11 protein-coding genes are annotated in these 14,656 nt (G+C 57.4%); 4 read left to right on the plus strand and 7 right to left on the minus strand.

Annotated features, from left to right (window positions below; all coding sequences use genetic code 11):
- Window positions 1-13: 13 nt before the first annotated feature.
- On the minus strand, window positions 14-1,240 hold the full coding sequence (locus ACSYSS_RS06120) for an extracellular solute-binding protein (protein ID WP_491703159.1): 1,227 nt from the start codon (window positions 1,238-1,240) through the stop codon (window positions 14-16).
- Between the two features lie 374 nt (window positions 1,241-1,614).
- Here ACSYSS_RS06120 and ACSYSS_RS06125 point away from each other — a divergent pair, with 374 nt between their 5' ends.
- The 3 genes from ACSYSS_RS06125 to ACSYSS_RS06135 are packed head-to-tail and all read left to right on the plus strand — an operon-like array spanning window position 1,615 to window position 4,944.
- Window positions 1,615-3,228 carry an alpha-amylase family glycosyl hydrolase gene (locus ACSYSS_RS06125; RefSeq protein ID WP_491703160.1) on the plus strand — a complete coding sequence of 538 codons (1,614 nt, stop codon included), beginning with the start codon at window positions 1,615-1,617 and terminating at the stop codon, window positions 3,226-3,228.
- A gap of 19 nt (window positions 3,229-3,247) precedes the next feature.
- On the plus strand, window positions 3,248-4,162 hold the full coding sequence (locus tag ACSYSS_RS06130) for an HAD family hydrolase (RefSeq protein WP_491703161.1): 915 nt from the start codon (window positions 3,248-3,250) through the stop codon (window positions 4,160-4,162).
- A 14-nt stretch (window positions 4,163-4,176) separates the two neighbouring features.
- The gene (locus ACSYSS_RS06135; protein WP_491703162.1) at window positions 4,177-4,944 is read left to right on the plus strand and encodes a TraX family protein; all 768 of its coding nucleotides are present in this window, start codon (window positions 4,177-4,179) and stop codon (window positions 4,942-4,944) included.
- A 30-nt stretch (window positions 4,945-4,974) separates the two neighbouring features.
- Here the strand turns inward: ACSYSS_RS06135 and ACSYSS_RS06140 are convergent, their stop codons facing one another.
- Window positions 4,975-5,994 (minus strand): LacI family DNA-binding transcriptional regulator, encoded by a 1,020-nt coding sequence (locus ACSYSS_RS06140; RefSeq protein ID WP_491704255.1) that lies wholly within the window; start codon window positions 5,992-5,994, stop codon window positions 4,975-4,977.
- 173 nt (window positions 5,995-6,167) lie between these two features.
- On the opposite strand from ACSYSS_RS06140, the gene ACSYSS_RS06145 reads away from it, so the two are divergent.
- Window positions 6,168-6,641, plus strand: coding sequence for a DUF4235 domain-containing protein (locus ACSYSS_RS06145; protein WP_491703163.1), 474 nt, complete (start codon window positions 6,168-6,170; stop codon window positions 6,639-6,641).
- A gap of 241 nt (window positions 6,642-6,882) precedes the next feature.
- Here ACSYSS_RS06145 and ACSYSS_RS06150 read toward each other — a convergent pair whose 3' ends face one another.
- From ACSYSS_RS06150 to ACSYSS_RS06170, 5 genes are all read right to left on the minus strand, one after another.
- Window positions 6,883-8,004 carry a purine nucleoside phosphorylase YfiH/LACC1 family protein gene (locus ACSYSS_RS06150; protein ID WP_491703164.1) on the minus strand — a complete coding sequence of 374 codons (1,122 nt, stop codon included), beginning with the start codon at window positions 8,002-8,004 and terminating at the stop codon, window positions 6,883-6,885.
- A 342-nt stretch (window positions 8,005-8,346) separates the two neighbouring features.
- Complete coding sequence (locus tag ACSYSS_RS06155; RefSeq protein WP_491703165.1) at window positions 8,347-11,133, minus strand: polyribonucleotide nucleotidyltransferase; 2,787 nt, start codon at window positions 11,131-11,133, stop codon at window positions 8,347-8,349.
- Window positions 11,134-11,425: 292 nt separating this feature from the next.
- Entirely contained in the window at window positions 11,426-11,695 is a 270-nt protein-coding gene (gene rpsO, locus ACSYSS_RS06160; RefSeq protein WP_491703166.1) for a 30S ribosomal protein S15, read from the minus strand.
- 108 nt (window positions 11,696-11,803) lie between these two features.
- Window positions 11,804-12,562 carry a hypothetical protein gene (locus tag ACSYSS_RS06165; RefSeq protein WP_491703167.1) on the minus strand — a complete coding sequence of 253 codons (759 nt, stop codon included), beginning with the start codon at window positions 12,560-12,562 and terminating at the stop codon, window positions 11,804-11,806.
- A gap of 206 nt (window positions 12,563-12,768) precedes the next feature.
- On the minus strand, window positions 12,769-14,343 hold the full coding sequence (locus ACSYSS_RS06170) for a dicarboxylate/amino acid:cation symporter (protein WP_491703168.1): 1,575 nt from the start codon (window positions 14,341-14,343) through the stop codon (window positions 12,769-12,771).
- Window positions 14,344-14,656: the final 313 nt, after the last annotated feature.

Consider the following 14,656-nt stretch of genomic DNA (forward strand, 5'->3'; position numbering starts at 1 on the left):
CGGACGGCGGATCTTACTTCTTGTAAGCGGCAGCCCAGCTCTCTGTCTTCTGAGCGGCGTTGTCGACGGTGACCTCCTTGTTGGTCAGAGCCTTGCCGAAGTTATCGCAAGGATCCCAGAAGTCACCCATGCCAGGCAATGTGGACTGCACTCTAGCCACGGTCGAGATGGTGTCCATCTGAGCCTTGGCTGCAGGATCGGACTTGACGGATGATGAGAGCGAGCCATCGGAGGGAACAATGGAACGCATGGTGTAGTGCGCCTTCTGCGCCTTGGTGCTGCCCAGATACTGGGCGAACTGTGCGGCAACCTTCGGACTCTTGGAATTCGGGTTGTAGCCGACGGCCTTGGAACCGGCGAACGGAGCAATCGGATATGTGCCCGAGTCAGTGGTGAAGCTGGGAGGGACGGCTGCCGCATAGTTGTCGCCAAGGGCCTTCTTGGCATTGTCTGCATCCCAGGTGCCACTGAAGAGCACGTCCGCTGTGCCGTTCTTCAAAGCGGAAAGACCAGCACCGTTGTTGTCGAGCACGAAGTTGGGGTTGGTCATCAGCTTGGCGAGGTATTTGGAAACATCCGTGGCATGGTCGCCGAGCTTGATGCCATCGGCCTTCTTGTCACCGTCCTTGCCGAACACCGTGGCGCCTGCGCCAAGATAGAAGCCAGGCAGATACCAGGAGTTGCCAAGGTCAAACGAAACCTTGCCCTTGGAGAGCATGGTGTCGAGCGACTTGATGTCGTCGGCGGAGAACTTGGACTTGTTGTAATACATGAACCAGGTGTTGCCGGTGTAAGGAATGCCGTAGACCTTGCCGTCCTCGCCGGTCACCGATTTGATCATGGACTCGTCGTCCTGCTTCTTGACCTGGGCCATGCCGTCATCGCTCAGCTCGCCGATGGCCTGAGCCTGAACCAGAAGGCCCAGCTGATCGTTGGCGAAGAGGTAAACGTCAGCAGCGCTCGAAGGATCCTGCTTGACGGTCGTGGCTGCGTCGCCTTCGGCAACCACGGAGTTCTTCCACGTAATCTTATATTCGGGGTGCTCCTTCTGGAAATCATGCTCCATGGTGGGCAGCCAGGAATCGGACTTTGCCTGGTCCTCGGAAGAGCTCCACACCGTAAGCTTGGCATCCTGGGTCTTGCCGCCGGACGCACCATCCGAGCCTGACCCGCATGCCGAGACCCCAATCATCAGCGCCAATGCCAGACCCGCTCCCGCGATTCGTTTTGCACCTGTCATCTTCGACCTCCTTGTATCTAATTGATGACAATAATTACTTCAGCGCATTCGAGGTGGGCAAATGCACCGGCCCTCGATGTCTAAACCCAGATAGTACACCTTTTTGCAAACGTATGCAAAAAGGTTCCCGTATCAGTGTGGCGCACCCTCAAAACTGCCAACTAAGACCATGCTTCTGTAGGTATCAAACCTATATGATGGACGATTCTCAAAGAATCCACAACACGAAATCTGAGAAATACAACATCTCATTGATACATTTTGATAGCGTTTGCATTATGATGTCCAGTAACACATAGCATTGAGGCACCATGCCCACGCTCCGCCGACGACGGACAGCAGACGTAGCAACCACACTGACGACAAGGAGAGCAATGACCGCAAGATCGACACAACCCAGCTGGCTGAGCAAAGCCAGGTTCTACGAAATCTACCCACAGAGCTTCTGTGACTCCAACGGCGACGGCATCGGTGACATCGCCGGCATCACTTCGAAACTGGATTATGTGAAGGACCTGGGATGCAATGCGCTGTGGATCAACCCCTGCTTCGACTCTCCGTTCAAAGACGCCGGCTACGACGTGCGCGACTACCGCAAGGTGGCACCTCGCTACGGCACCAATGCCGACTTGGAAGAGCTGTTCAAGGAGGCACATAAGCGCGGCATGCACGTGTTGCTTGACCTTGTGCCCGGCCACACCAGTGAGGAACACGAGTGGTTCACACGCAGCAGCGAGGCCGGGCCCAACGAATTCTCCGATCGCTACATCTGGACCGGAGGGGCCATGGAAGGCTATTCCATGCCGTTCATCGGTGGCGAGAGCGAACGCGACGGCGCCTACATACTGAACTTCTTCAAGTGCCAGCCGGCACTCAACTACGGCTTCGCCAAGCGTGACCGTGCATGGCAGCAGAGCCCTGACTCCCCTGCGCCCGCAGCCACGCGGCAGGCCATGGTCGGCATCATGGAGTTCTGGCTGGATCTCGGCTGCGACGGCTTCCGCGTGGACATGGCCAATTCGCTGGTCAAGAACGACGGCGACGACAAGCCCGAAACCATCAAGAGCTGGCAGAGGATGTTCGAAGTGGTCAAAAACGACTATCCCGAATCGGCGTTCGTCTCGGAATGGGGCGTGCCCGGCCAATCGCTCAAAGCCGGATTCGACATGGACTTCTACCTCGACTGGCGCTGGGACGGCAACCCCAACGGCTACAACATGCTGACACGCAACACCGATGACACTTTGGGAGGCGGGAAGGATCTCAGCTACTTCTCGGCGGACGGCGGCGGCAGCATCACCGACTTCCTCAAGGAATACCTGCCCCGATACCTCGACTCGCAAGCCAACCACGGCTACTTTTGCTTCATCACCTGCAACCACGACACACCTCGCATGGCCCCGCGCCTTTCCGAACGCGAGCGCAAGGTGGCCTACGGCATGCTGCTGATGATGCCGGGCGTGCCATTCGTCTATTACGGCGACGAAATCGGCATGAACTATAGGGCGTTGAAGACCAAGGAAGGCGGTTTCGCCCGCACCGGCAGCCGCACGCCCATGCAGTGGACGAACGGCAGCAACCTTGGTTTCTCTTCCGCCGATCCCAAAGATCTGTATCTGCCCGTTGAAGGCGCGCAGACTGATGCGACAGTCGAGCGGCAGGAGGCTCGCCCGGACTCGCTGCTCAATTGGACAAAGGCACTACTCGCCTTGCGCGCCCAGAGCTCCGCACTCGATGCCGATGCAGGATTCACCGTACTTGCGGCACCGACAGACGGTCGTTCGTTTGTCTTCGAGCGCACCGGCGACCCGACTCGTGAGGGCAACGGCGACCGGCTCATCGTGGCGCTCAACCCCGGCACGCAAGGGGAGACGGTTCCGCTGCCAGAGGCCGCAGGCTTCAAAAACCTGCTCACGTTGGGCGAGGTCTCCTTGCAAGGCACCAGTCTGTCGCTCGGCACACAGAGCTTCGCCGTGCTACAGGCCTGAAGCAGGAAGGCAAGCGGCAATGAGCATGGTTGAAGATTCAACACCGAAAGCGGCGACCGGCTTTGGCGTAGATATGGCATTCCGGCATGGAGCCAAACGGCTAAGCCGGCGCTCAAACAAGTACGATTGCATCATGTTCGACCTCTACGGCACGCTCGTCGACATTCGCACCGACGAGCAATCCGATGCCTCCTGGCTGGAACTGCTGCACTTTCTGGAGGCACGCCGCCCTGGCGATGCGCTCCCCCGTAGCACGGACGAATCGCTCACGCTGCTGCGTTCCAGATTCGCCGCCCTCACGCAGGCGCAGTCCGAGGGACGGAGTGAATATTTCGAGCCCGACCTACTGCCAGTCTATCGCTCGCTCTTGGCGGACGGCTGGAGTGGCGAGAGCGCCTCGGCAAATATACGCGGTGCGGACGCAGCCCAAAGCCCATCCACGTACGACGCAGCCGCCCGTCAAGCGGCATGGGTGTTTCGCAAATCCAGCTGCCGGATGATTCGCGCATTCCCAGGAGCCGTTGCCGCTTTGGCCGAACTACGCAACGCCGGGCTGCACGTATCGCTCGTCAGCAACGCCCAAGAGGTCTATACGCTTCCCGAGTTGAAACAGCTCGGCCTGAGCCACAGCTTCGACCACATTGTCATCTCGAGCGCGGAGCACGTACGCAAGCCGGCAGCCGAGCTCTTTCAGAAGGCGCTAAGCCTCTGCTCCTGCCCCGCCAACCGCGCGCTCATGGTGGGCAATGACGTAGCGTGCGATATTGTCGGCGCGCGGGCAACCGGCATAGACGGAGCATATTTCAACACCGCCATCTCGCCCACGGAAGACCCGGTGCACCCCGCTCAAGCGGTATACTCGCACCATACGGATCACAGCGAAGACGGGCCGGGCCCCGATTGGAACGATTTGGAGGCATTCATTTTCGCATGAACCACACAGAGCAAATGAGCACAGACAATGACGTATCCACTCACAGTGAGGAACGGAAGGCAAGCCGCAGGAACCGCGGACTGACAATCTGTAGTCTTAAAATAATCGGCGCCGTATTACTGATATTGGGCACAGCCGGCACAACGCTGCTGCCAAGTCTTTTCGGCCTTGATCGCACCTCCATGGCCGGTCTGACACTCATGGTGCTGTGCGAAGTGGCTTCCTGGGCCGCCACCCCGCTCTACGCCTGGGCTCTGGTGGAAGGCGTGCGCCACAGCAGGAACATCACCGTCTATGGTGTTCGGCTGCTGGTGCTTGCACTCATCACGGAAGTGCCCTATGACCTTGCCACCAGCGGCAAGCCATTCGATTTTTCCTCGCAGAATCCGGTGTTCGCCGTATTCATCTGCCTGATTGTGTTGGCTATCTGCCGCTGGGCCCGCACGCGGCCGGCACCCCAGCGCCGCACCATCTGCATCGTCGCGAGCATTGCAGGATTCGTGTGGATGCTCATCCTACGCATCGGTGTACGTCAGCAGTTCCTCAACCTCGGTGCGCTCACACTCGCCTTCTGCCTGATCTTCTACTTTTCCAGCGCCCACGAAACCACCATGCTGTTCTCTGCTGGTCTCGTCGGCGCGTTGTTCGGCGTCACACCAGCAATTGGCGTAGTACTCCTGCATTTTCGCAACGGGAAGCTCGGCTACCGTAATACCGCCATCAAATGGGCCTTCTACGCCTTCTACCCGGTGATGCTCCTGGCATGCTCCCTGCTGGCGTAGCCACCATTGGCGTCGTCACTATTGCACCATCTACTTGAACAAGGCATCGGAGCCGCGCAGAACCAATCGAGGCTCGACAGAGCGAAACGGATCGGAAGGAATCCTGCCGTCGATGAGCTCCAGCGCCTGATGCGCCGCCCACTGCCCCATGGCCTGCGGATCCTGGCGCATCGTAGTCAGGTTGACAGTGTCGGCGTAGGGGCTGTCATCAAAGCCGATGATCGAATAATCGCGCGGAGCGGCCTTTCCATAGCGTTGCAACTTGAGCATGACGGGAATGGCCATCATATCGGTCTGGCAGCAGATGGCATCGGGAAAGTCCCTCAACTCGAGCAAGGCCGCAAGGGCGGAATCTGCGAAATCACGACCACGTGGCACTTGCAGCACCTGCCAGTCAAGGTCTCGCTCATTCTCAGCGTCTTCGCAAGCCCGCTGAAAACCGAGTGTACGCTTGTCAATGCTCGAGTTCATGGAAGTGGCGCTCTGAGAGCAGGTATAGACGATGTGATGATGGCCGAGGTTGATGAGATGCTGAGCCGCCGTGAACATGCCTCGCTCATCATCAATGGCCACCGAGGCGTCGAAACCATCCGTCTCCGGCGTGTTGATACCGATGATGGGCACATGGATGCGCTGCAGCTGCTCCACTTCATGGTGATCGACCGCAAATGAGGCCACGAACACAGCATCGACATTGCGCCGCACCGGCAGGTCGGCAAAGAACTTTCTACGGCTCTCCCCCGTGTCCACATGCTGGAACAGCGACACGTCGTAGCCTGCAGGGTGCATGACCGATTCAACTCCGGCAAAGACTTGGGTGTTGAACCAACTGGTGACATCCTCATTCATGAGCAACGCCACGCGATAGGCTCGGCCAGACTTGAGCGAAGTGGCGGAACGGGAGATGTTGAAGTCCAGTCGGTCCGCAGTCTCAAGCACCTTTTGACGTGTTTTGTCGGAAACCAAATCCGGCCTGGTGAACGCCCTGGACACTGTTGAGACCGATACGCCCGAGGCCTTGGCAACGTCTCTGATTCCCGCTTTGTGCATCATGCGCCCTTTCGTTGCAACACTATCAACAATTCCACACCAAAACCGGTGTTACCACTGAAAAACCATTGAAATATCTGTTATCAGAATAATGCACACGTTGTCAAAATCAAGTACCATCTCACAACGAATCTGCCCCACCCGCTATCAGCGCCACGCCGTATCATGGGTATATGCGCAAGACAACTCGGACGAACACGCCGGACACCACCAAGGCCGCTGGTTCCGTGGGCGGCCCTTCCAACAACGACAACCCCGCAGATGCAAAGACCACAAGCACCGGCAACAGCAACTCTGCAGACCGCGTGGTGGAGAAGTTTCATAAGGCCGATGGCAAAATCGCCCAGGCGCGTGCCAAATTACTCAACGATCCTGACACTTTGGGCGACAAAGCCATGAAATCCTTCATTCCTTCGATTATCGGGATTGTTGGCGGAAAAGTGTTCCAGTCCATCTGGGACAGCACCGTCACCAAAAACCACAAAAACAATGGAGTGGGAGGCGATGCCGAAACCACTCATCAACAGGGCCTGATGATGAGTCTCCTTTTCGCCGTGCTATCCGCGGCCTTCGGCGCGGTGATCGGTGAACTCTCAACGCGGGGTACCCAGGCGTTCGTGACCCGCAGACAAGGCAAGCGCCGTTAAACGCCGGTAGATGAGCACAGGCGAAAATGCCGCAGCCAATCATCGGCATTTTCGCCATCAAACTTATGGCAATTCATTCCGTGAGCACTTTTCCTGTCATCCAACCAAGATTTGAACATAAGGTTGACGTGATTTCAACGATTTCTTGCCTGGACCTCGCATGATATCCTCAAAAAGTGCTCACGGAACGAAAACAGGCTCAATGTTGACCAGAGTTTCGCATGAACCCTCGAAACGCACGTCACTCGCGCATGATGAGGGCGAGCATACGGCCCTCGTGTGCCTTGTGCGTCAACGTTGAGCGGCGGTGGGAGTACCACAGTGGGTTCTCCAACGTACACAGCGCATGGTGCACACTTGAGATGAAGCCATCATCCGTACCATCGGCAGCATAGGCCTTATGGCCATGAGCATTGCCACCTTCCACGCACCCGTCCCGGCTTCCGGCTTCTCCAGCGCCATCAACACAAGGCACGGCATCGGCTTGATGCAGCCTTAGCAATTCCTCATCATTCGCCAAATACTGAGTGGCCGCTGCCACGCGTGACGTTGAGGAAATTATGTTGGCTGGTAGCACGCCAGCGGCATCGAGCTCCTGCAGGGCTGCCGCAGCGATGTCGATGCCAGGACCGCCAAAACGGGTCAGCGTGAACGTGCCAGGAAAACGGGCATCGAAGGCATCGGCGATCTCCTGACCGACCTCGTAGCAATCGCCGCAGATGCAGGGGCCGAGCGTGGCGACAATGCGCTCGGGCTTCGCACCTTTGCCCACCATCATCCTAACTGTGGATCCGAGAATGCCACGTTCCAGCCCGCGCCTTCCGCAATGAGCGGCGGCGATGACGCCAACCTCTGGGTCGGCCATCAGCACAGGCAGACAGTCCGCTGCGAACATGCCAAGAGCCACACCTGTCCTGGAACTCACCTGGCCGTCTGCTTCGACTGCAGACATCACAACCCGGCCTTTGTTCTCACCAACCGTGTAGGTTGCCGCAGAACCGGCCTCGACCTCACCCACTGCGCCAACACCCATGAGTTCATCGACATCAACGGCTTTGCCAGAATGCACCTGGGAGACCAGAGCAAGCGGGGCACCGACGACCTTGGCCACAGCCGCACGATTGCTCATCACATGCTCAAGATCGTCACCTCCTTTGCCGCCGAGGTTGCATGAGGCATAACCACCGGTGCTCACTCCCCCCAGGCGTGTGGTATAGACCACTTTGACGCCTTCAACCAACGCAATGGGAATGGTGACCGGTATTGGCTGACCGGCATCATCATATGGATCAATGGCATTACTGTCCACAATCGCGTCATCATAGTCAGACTGAGCGCCTTTTCCAGCGGCATCCTCCAACATATCAATCTCCCATCGGTATCATTTCAACGGCCCATACACCATACTACAAAGCAAGCCATCACTGAAACCATGAATTCGCTAAGCCATTAAGCGATTCGAAATCCAATCCGTGCATTTCCCCCGCAGAAACCGGCAGAAAACGTCCATTACTCAGAGGCACTACAACAAGTCCGCGAGAAACCGACAGAAACGCATCAGTAACTGCGGGGTATACGAAGACCAAAGGGCGCAAAGTCAACCTACTGGTGGGAGCCATACTCCCGAGCACATCTCAACAAAATGGAGGGCAAGGCCCTACAGCCATGCCCTCCAATACGACTCAACGCTCAAGCGTCAAATCGATCAGTCCTCGTCATCGAACGGATCGAAGTCGCGACGCACCTGGCGACGCGGACGCTCATAGCGCTCCTCACGGTCGGAACGATAGTCATCGTAGTGGTCATCGGTGGCATAGCGTGGGTTGCGATCATTCCTGCGTCCTCCACGGTAGCCACCACGGCCTTCACGGCTGCGACGCTCGCCACGGCGGTCACGGTCGTGGCGGGAGCCACGATCACGATCGTCGCCAGCTTCGTCACGGTCACTGCGACGGCGACGCGGGCGATCGTCAAAATCACGATCGTCATCGCTGCGGCGGCGACGGGACTCATGGTGGCGACCGCCACGGTCTTCACGAGCAGGACGCTCATCGCGCTCAATAGGCTCATCCACATCATCGTCGGCATCTTCCGGCTCAGCATGACGACGGCGCGGACGATCATCAAAATCACGATCGTCACGGTCAGCCCTGTCACTGCGATCATCGCGGTCTCCACGGTGACGGTCGTCACGACCCTGCCCACGGTACCCGCGATCGTCGCGATGCCCGTAGCCGCGGTGATCGTCCCGACCTTCGTGGCGGCCGCGGGACGAAGAGCCCTGCTCCTCCTCGTAGCCGGGGATGGCGAGCGAAATCTTGCCGCGGTCATCCACACCTTGGACAACGACCTCGACAGTGTCGCCTTCCTTAAGCACATCTTCCACAGCATCGATGCGCTCACCATCGGTAAGGTTGCGAATCTGGGAAATGTGGAGCAATCCGTCGGTTCCAGGAGTCAGATTGACGAACGCACCGAAGCTCGTGGTCTTGACCACCTTGCCGTTGAAGGTCTCACCGACTTCCGGAACGTGCGGGTTGGCGATGGCGTCGATGGTGGCTTTGGCCTTGTCAGCCGCATCGCCACCCTCGGATGCAATGTAGACCGTACCGTCGTCTTCGATCGTGACGGTGGCGCCGGTATCTTCCTGAATCTGGTTGATCATCTTGCCCTTCGGCCCGATGACCTCACCGATCTTGTCGACAGGAACGGTGGTGGTGATGATGCGAGGAGCAGTCGGGCTCATCTCAGCCGGGGCGTCGATGCACTCGTTGATGACCTCAAGGATTGTGGTGCGAGCTTCCTTGGCCTGCTGCAACGCGGCGGCGAGCACGTCGGCGGGGATGCCGTCGAGCTTGGTGTCGAGCTGGAGGGCGGTGATGAACTCGGAGGTGCCTGCCACCTTGAAGTCCATGTCGCCGAAGGCATCTTCCGCTCCAAGGATGTCGGTAAGGGTCTTATAGATATGCTCACCGTTGACATCACCGGAGACCAGACCCATGGCGATGCCAGCAACGGGGGCCTTGAGCGGCACGCCGGCGGCCAGCAGCGAAAGCGTGGACGCGCAAACGGAACCCATGGAAGTGGAACCATTGGAACCAATGGCTTCGGAGACCTGACGAATGGCGTAGGGGAAATCCTCGCGGCTGGGGAGCACAGGAACCAAGGCCTTCTCCGCCAATGCACCGTGGCCCACCTCACGGCGCTTGGGCGAACCCACACGGCCGGTTTCGCCGGTGGAATACGGCGGCATCTCATAGTTATGCATGTACCTCTTGGTCTGCGGGCCAGAGATGGCGTCGAGCGTCTGCTCCATCTTGAGCATGCCCAAGGTGGTGACACCCAGAATCTGGGTCTCGCCGCGCTGGAAGAGCGCGGAACCATGGACGCGCGGCACGATGTCGACTTCAGCGGAAAGGGTACGAATGTCTTTCAAGCCACGGCCATCAATGCGGTAGTCCTCTGTGAGGATGCGCTTGCGCACGATCTGGCGCTGCAGTTCCTTGAACGCGTTGCCGAGTTCCTTCTCCTTCTCGGCATCGTCCATGTCGGTGAACTCGTCAACGAGCTTGGCGCGCACGCCTTCCTTGATCTCGTGAATGCGCTCCTGACGTGGCAACTTCTCCGCGATGGACAGAGCGTCGGCCAAATCATCGTGGGCGATCTCGTCGATGCGCTTGTAGAGCTCGTCGGTGTACTCAGGGAAGAGCTGAAACTCCTTGGTGCTGGTCTTTCCGGCCTTCTCCTTGAGTTCGTTCTGCGCCTCGCAGATCACCTTGATGAACGGCTTGGCGGCTTCAAGACCACCGGCCACGACTTCCTCATCAGGCTTAGTCTGGCCCTCGTCATAGATGAGGTTCCAGGCGTTCTTGCCCGCGCCGGCCTCGATCATGGCAATGGCCACGTCGCCGTTCTCTACCACACGGCCCGCCACCACGAGTTCGAAGACCGCGCGTTCGCGTTCACTCCAACGCGGGAAGGCGACCCACTGACCATCGACGAGCGCCAAGCGCACGCCGGAAACTGGGCCTTCGAACGGGAGGCCGGAGATCATCGTCGAAGCCGAAGCTGCGTTCAACGCAATCATGTCGTAGGCATCATCGGGATTGCAGGCTAGCACTGTCTCCACGACCTGCACCTCGTTGCGAAGCGTGTGCGGGAAGAGTGGGCGCAACGGACGGTCGATGATACGGCAAGCCAGGATGGCGTCGTTCGACGGACGGCCTTCGCGGCGGAAGAAGGAGCCGGGAATCTTGCCCGCGGCGTACATCTTCTCCTCCACATCAACCGTCAGCGGGAAGAAGTCGTAGTTCTCCTTGGGGCTCGATCCGGCCGTGGTGGTGGAAAGCACCATTGAATCGTCATCCAGGTAGGCGGCCACGGCGCCGTCCGCCTGCTGGGCCAAACGGCCCGTCTCAAAGCGCAGCGTGCGCTTACCGAATGTTCCATTGTCTATGATGGCCTCAACGGCCTTGATTTCGGGACCCTCCACGGGTTCCTCCTTTGTTTGATCTATTCCTAATACCCTGCATACCTCAAAATGCTTGATGTCATCGTGGACGTCAACCTACCGCGGCACATCGCCGCATCCTCAACCGTCCGGACGCCACTTCACTTCTCAGCGTCAGTCATTTCTTCAATTATACATTGAAACTATTTCCGGCCCACACCTTAAGGCCGCCAAGTGTCTCTTCCACAAACCGACTCAACGCGCCAGTACATCTTTTGCCTGTACGTCGCCGTCTTACATAAATTGCCCGAGCCAAAGCCCGGGCAATAAAGAACTATCGACGCAAACCGAGGCGCTCAATGAGTGAACGGTAACGGTTGATGTCCTCACGCTTCAAATAACCAAGCAGACGACGGCGCTGACCGACCATGAGCAGCAGACCACGACGTGAATGATTATCATGCTGATGGGTCTTCAGATGCTCAGTCAAATCAGAGATACGCTGGGTGAGCAAAGCCACCTGAACCTCGGGAGAACCCGTATCGCCCTCATGCGTTGCGTACTTGGTAATGATCTCTTGCTTAACTTCAGCCGTAAGTGCCACGGCATCCTCCTTGTAATTGCTGCGCGGTGCCACCGACGGGGTGTCGAAAGCGCTCTCAATCCGCGGGCGAAACACGCCAGTTGACAATTATACGGCACAGGCTGGAAATCATGCCACAGCCAATGCTGGAATCCCCACGAACATGGCAATCAGCAAAGCCACAACCTCGACGACGAAAAACAGAAGGAATGCCACCCAACTGTGTGTCAATACGTTGAGGTGGGAATCTGGATGAATCGATACCAGCAAACCCACAAACACCAATGCGAACACAGCAAGACCGAGGAACGATGCCAAAATACCAAGATTTGCGGCATTGGGAAGTGCGGAAGACTCGGTATACAGCACACGGGTAGAATACCAAAAATTGATCTTCAACATACAAGCGCCGGCAATGAGTTGTTCAACGGCCAACCCCACGGCGAAAAGCACTCTCCATAGCCAAGAAGAGGCTTCCACAAGGGCCAGGCCTAGGAACGCAAGCATCGCCATGACTATCATCCACGAAATGAATGTAATGCCCTGAGGCGTGAATGGACCGAGTAGTTTAATGACCAGCGCGGCGTGCCCCAAAGCGAGTTTGCGACCAGCCCAATATGGAACCACGATTGCCAGCAGAATGGAGACCACATAAATGCCCCAAGCCCAAGGATTGAACTTGCTACGCTGAATGTCCGCCCAGGATACATCCGTTTCAGGAATGGTGGAAACGGGATGCTTGGAAACCGGAACCTCCTCGACCTTGCCTTCGATGATTTCGATGGCCTGGTTGGGCTTTCTAGGTTGAGCGGAACCACCTTCAGCCTTTGTGGTCTCAAGCCTGCCGCGATTGTCTTCGCCGGCATCGCTCCGCGTTGTATCAGCCATTGCCCTGCCTTATTCCTCGTATACCTTCAGAGCACACCTTACCCTTACACCGGTAAAACAAACGTCGCACGCCAGCAGACAACTGCAAGCATGCGACGCATAGCCCTCGTGCAGTGCTTTACCTTACCTCATGTGCGTCTCCACAAAAGAGATAACAACATAAGACAGCAAATCATCTAACGCAATTGAGTCATTCACCATTGTCGTTATTCATTGGTGTCTTTGCCGTCATGGTTGTGCGTGGCCACGCCGCAGGACTCGCCACCCGTTCCTTCAAGGGCCGCACTGGGGATAAACGAAAGCAGACCCGCCGAAGCAGAAGACTGTTCTTGAGCAGGCGAGGAACCCTGTGCACCGTCCTTGGAACCGACCGCAGCAGACCCGCCTGCTGCATCCGGAGTATCGGCTGAAAGAGCGTTGCCGGAACCATTGCCACGGCTCACGGCCTCGTCTTCGTCGTCCTCGCTCCATTCTTTGCGACCGTAGTAAAGGTCCTTGTCGAGCTCATGCTCAGTGGCGGCCACGATAGTGGCAGTGTTTGCAGACCCGGCCACATTGACCGCGGTGCGTCCCATGTCGACGATCTGCGAAATCGGCTGGGTGACGGCGATGAACGACACAGGCAGGCCAGCAGATGCGAAGAGCGCCGTAGCGGTGACGGTTGCGGTTCCAGGAACGCCAACAGTGCCGATGGAGACAAACAGTGCCAACGCCACAAGCAATGCGTATCCACCGATTGAATAATGAAGACCTTGAGCATTGATGGCGAAGACGGCCAGGACCATGGGCCATACTCCTGCGCAGCCCGGCATACCCAGGTTGGCACCAAGGCTGGCCACGAATGAGGCGATGTCATCGGGAACACCGCTCTTGCGAAGCTGACGCACATTGACGGGGATGGTGCCAATGGATGATTCGGAGGTGAAGGCGACCACACCGGTGGACCCGTAGAACTTGAAAAAGTTGATTGGATTCAAGTGGGTCGTGATGCCGAGCACGAGCGGTTGAAGCAGGAACAACTGGATGGCGAGCGCCAGATACGAAACCACAAGCACGCCGACCAGAGGCAGCAATGCGTCCACCACGCTATTGCTCACAGCCTCTGCTATCAACGCGAGGGTGGCGTAGGGGGTGAATCCCATCACAATCTGCGTGGCTCGGGAAAGCACGGTGTTGCCCGCGTCTACAAACGCCTTGAACGAAGCCACGGCATCGGCACCCTTGACGGTGCGCGAGGCCTCATTGAAGGCAATAGCCAGGAGGAGGGCAAACAACACAACAGGGACCACCTGATTCTGCTCCCAATTGCCCACCAGGTTAGAGGGGAACAAACCGATGAGCGTATCAACGATGCCGGGGACCTCGTGAGGCTTTACACCCTTGGGTGCTCCACCGGTGAACCCCTTTCCGATGCCGAAAGCGATGGAAAGCAGCAGGGCCGTAACCGAGGCCAGCAAGGTGTTAAGCAACAGGAAAACAACAGTTTTGATACCGATGTTCTTCAGGCGCACAGACTCACCGAGATTGGTGATGCTCGCGACGACACTGAACAGCAGCAGCGGCACCACAATGGCCTTGATGGCGTTCGACCAGACCGTGCCGAACATCGACACGAATTCCAAATGCCCCTTGAACCCGATGCCTACAACGATGCCAAGTGCCGTGGCCACGATGATCCTGATGCTGAAGTTGACGTGACGGCTGCGATTGAGCCACACCAGAGCGGCGAATAGTACGGTGACGACCACCAGGGCCGTCCATTGCCATGCAATATCTGTCATTTTCATCTCTTTTCCGCTGATTACGATTATGTTTCGCCCAACTGTAATGCAACAAAGGCAGGAAAAACAGAATCTTGCACGCTTTCGCTATTGCCATAGCTTATGAACGCCCATTAAGGCCGCCTGATTGCTGGGTTGATCTAGGCGACAAACACTATCACATCGAGTGCTTTAGGGAGTAAGAATACAGCGCAGAGAGAAATTGAGCACAGAGTGAAATCCAAAGTTGATTGTCATACCTGGCTGCCGGAGCCATGGAGACGGGCATTCCATGATGAAGCAATGATAGCAATCGCTTAAAAATACTCTGCTT

The organism is Bifidobacterium sp. ESL1118 (genome assembly GCF_058505595.1).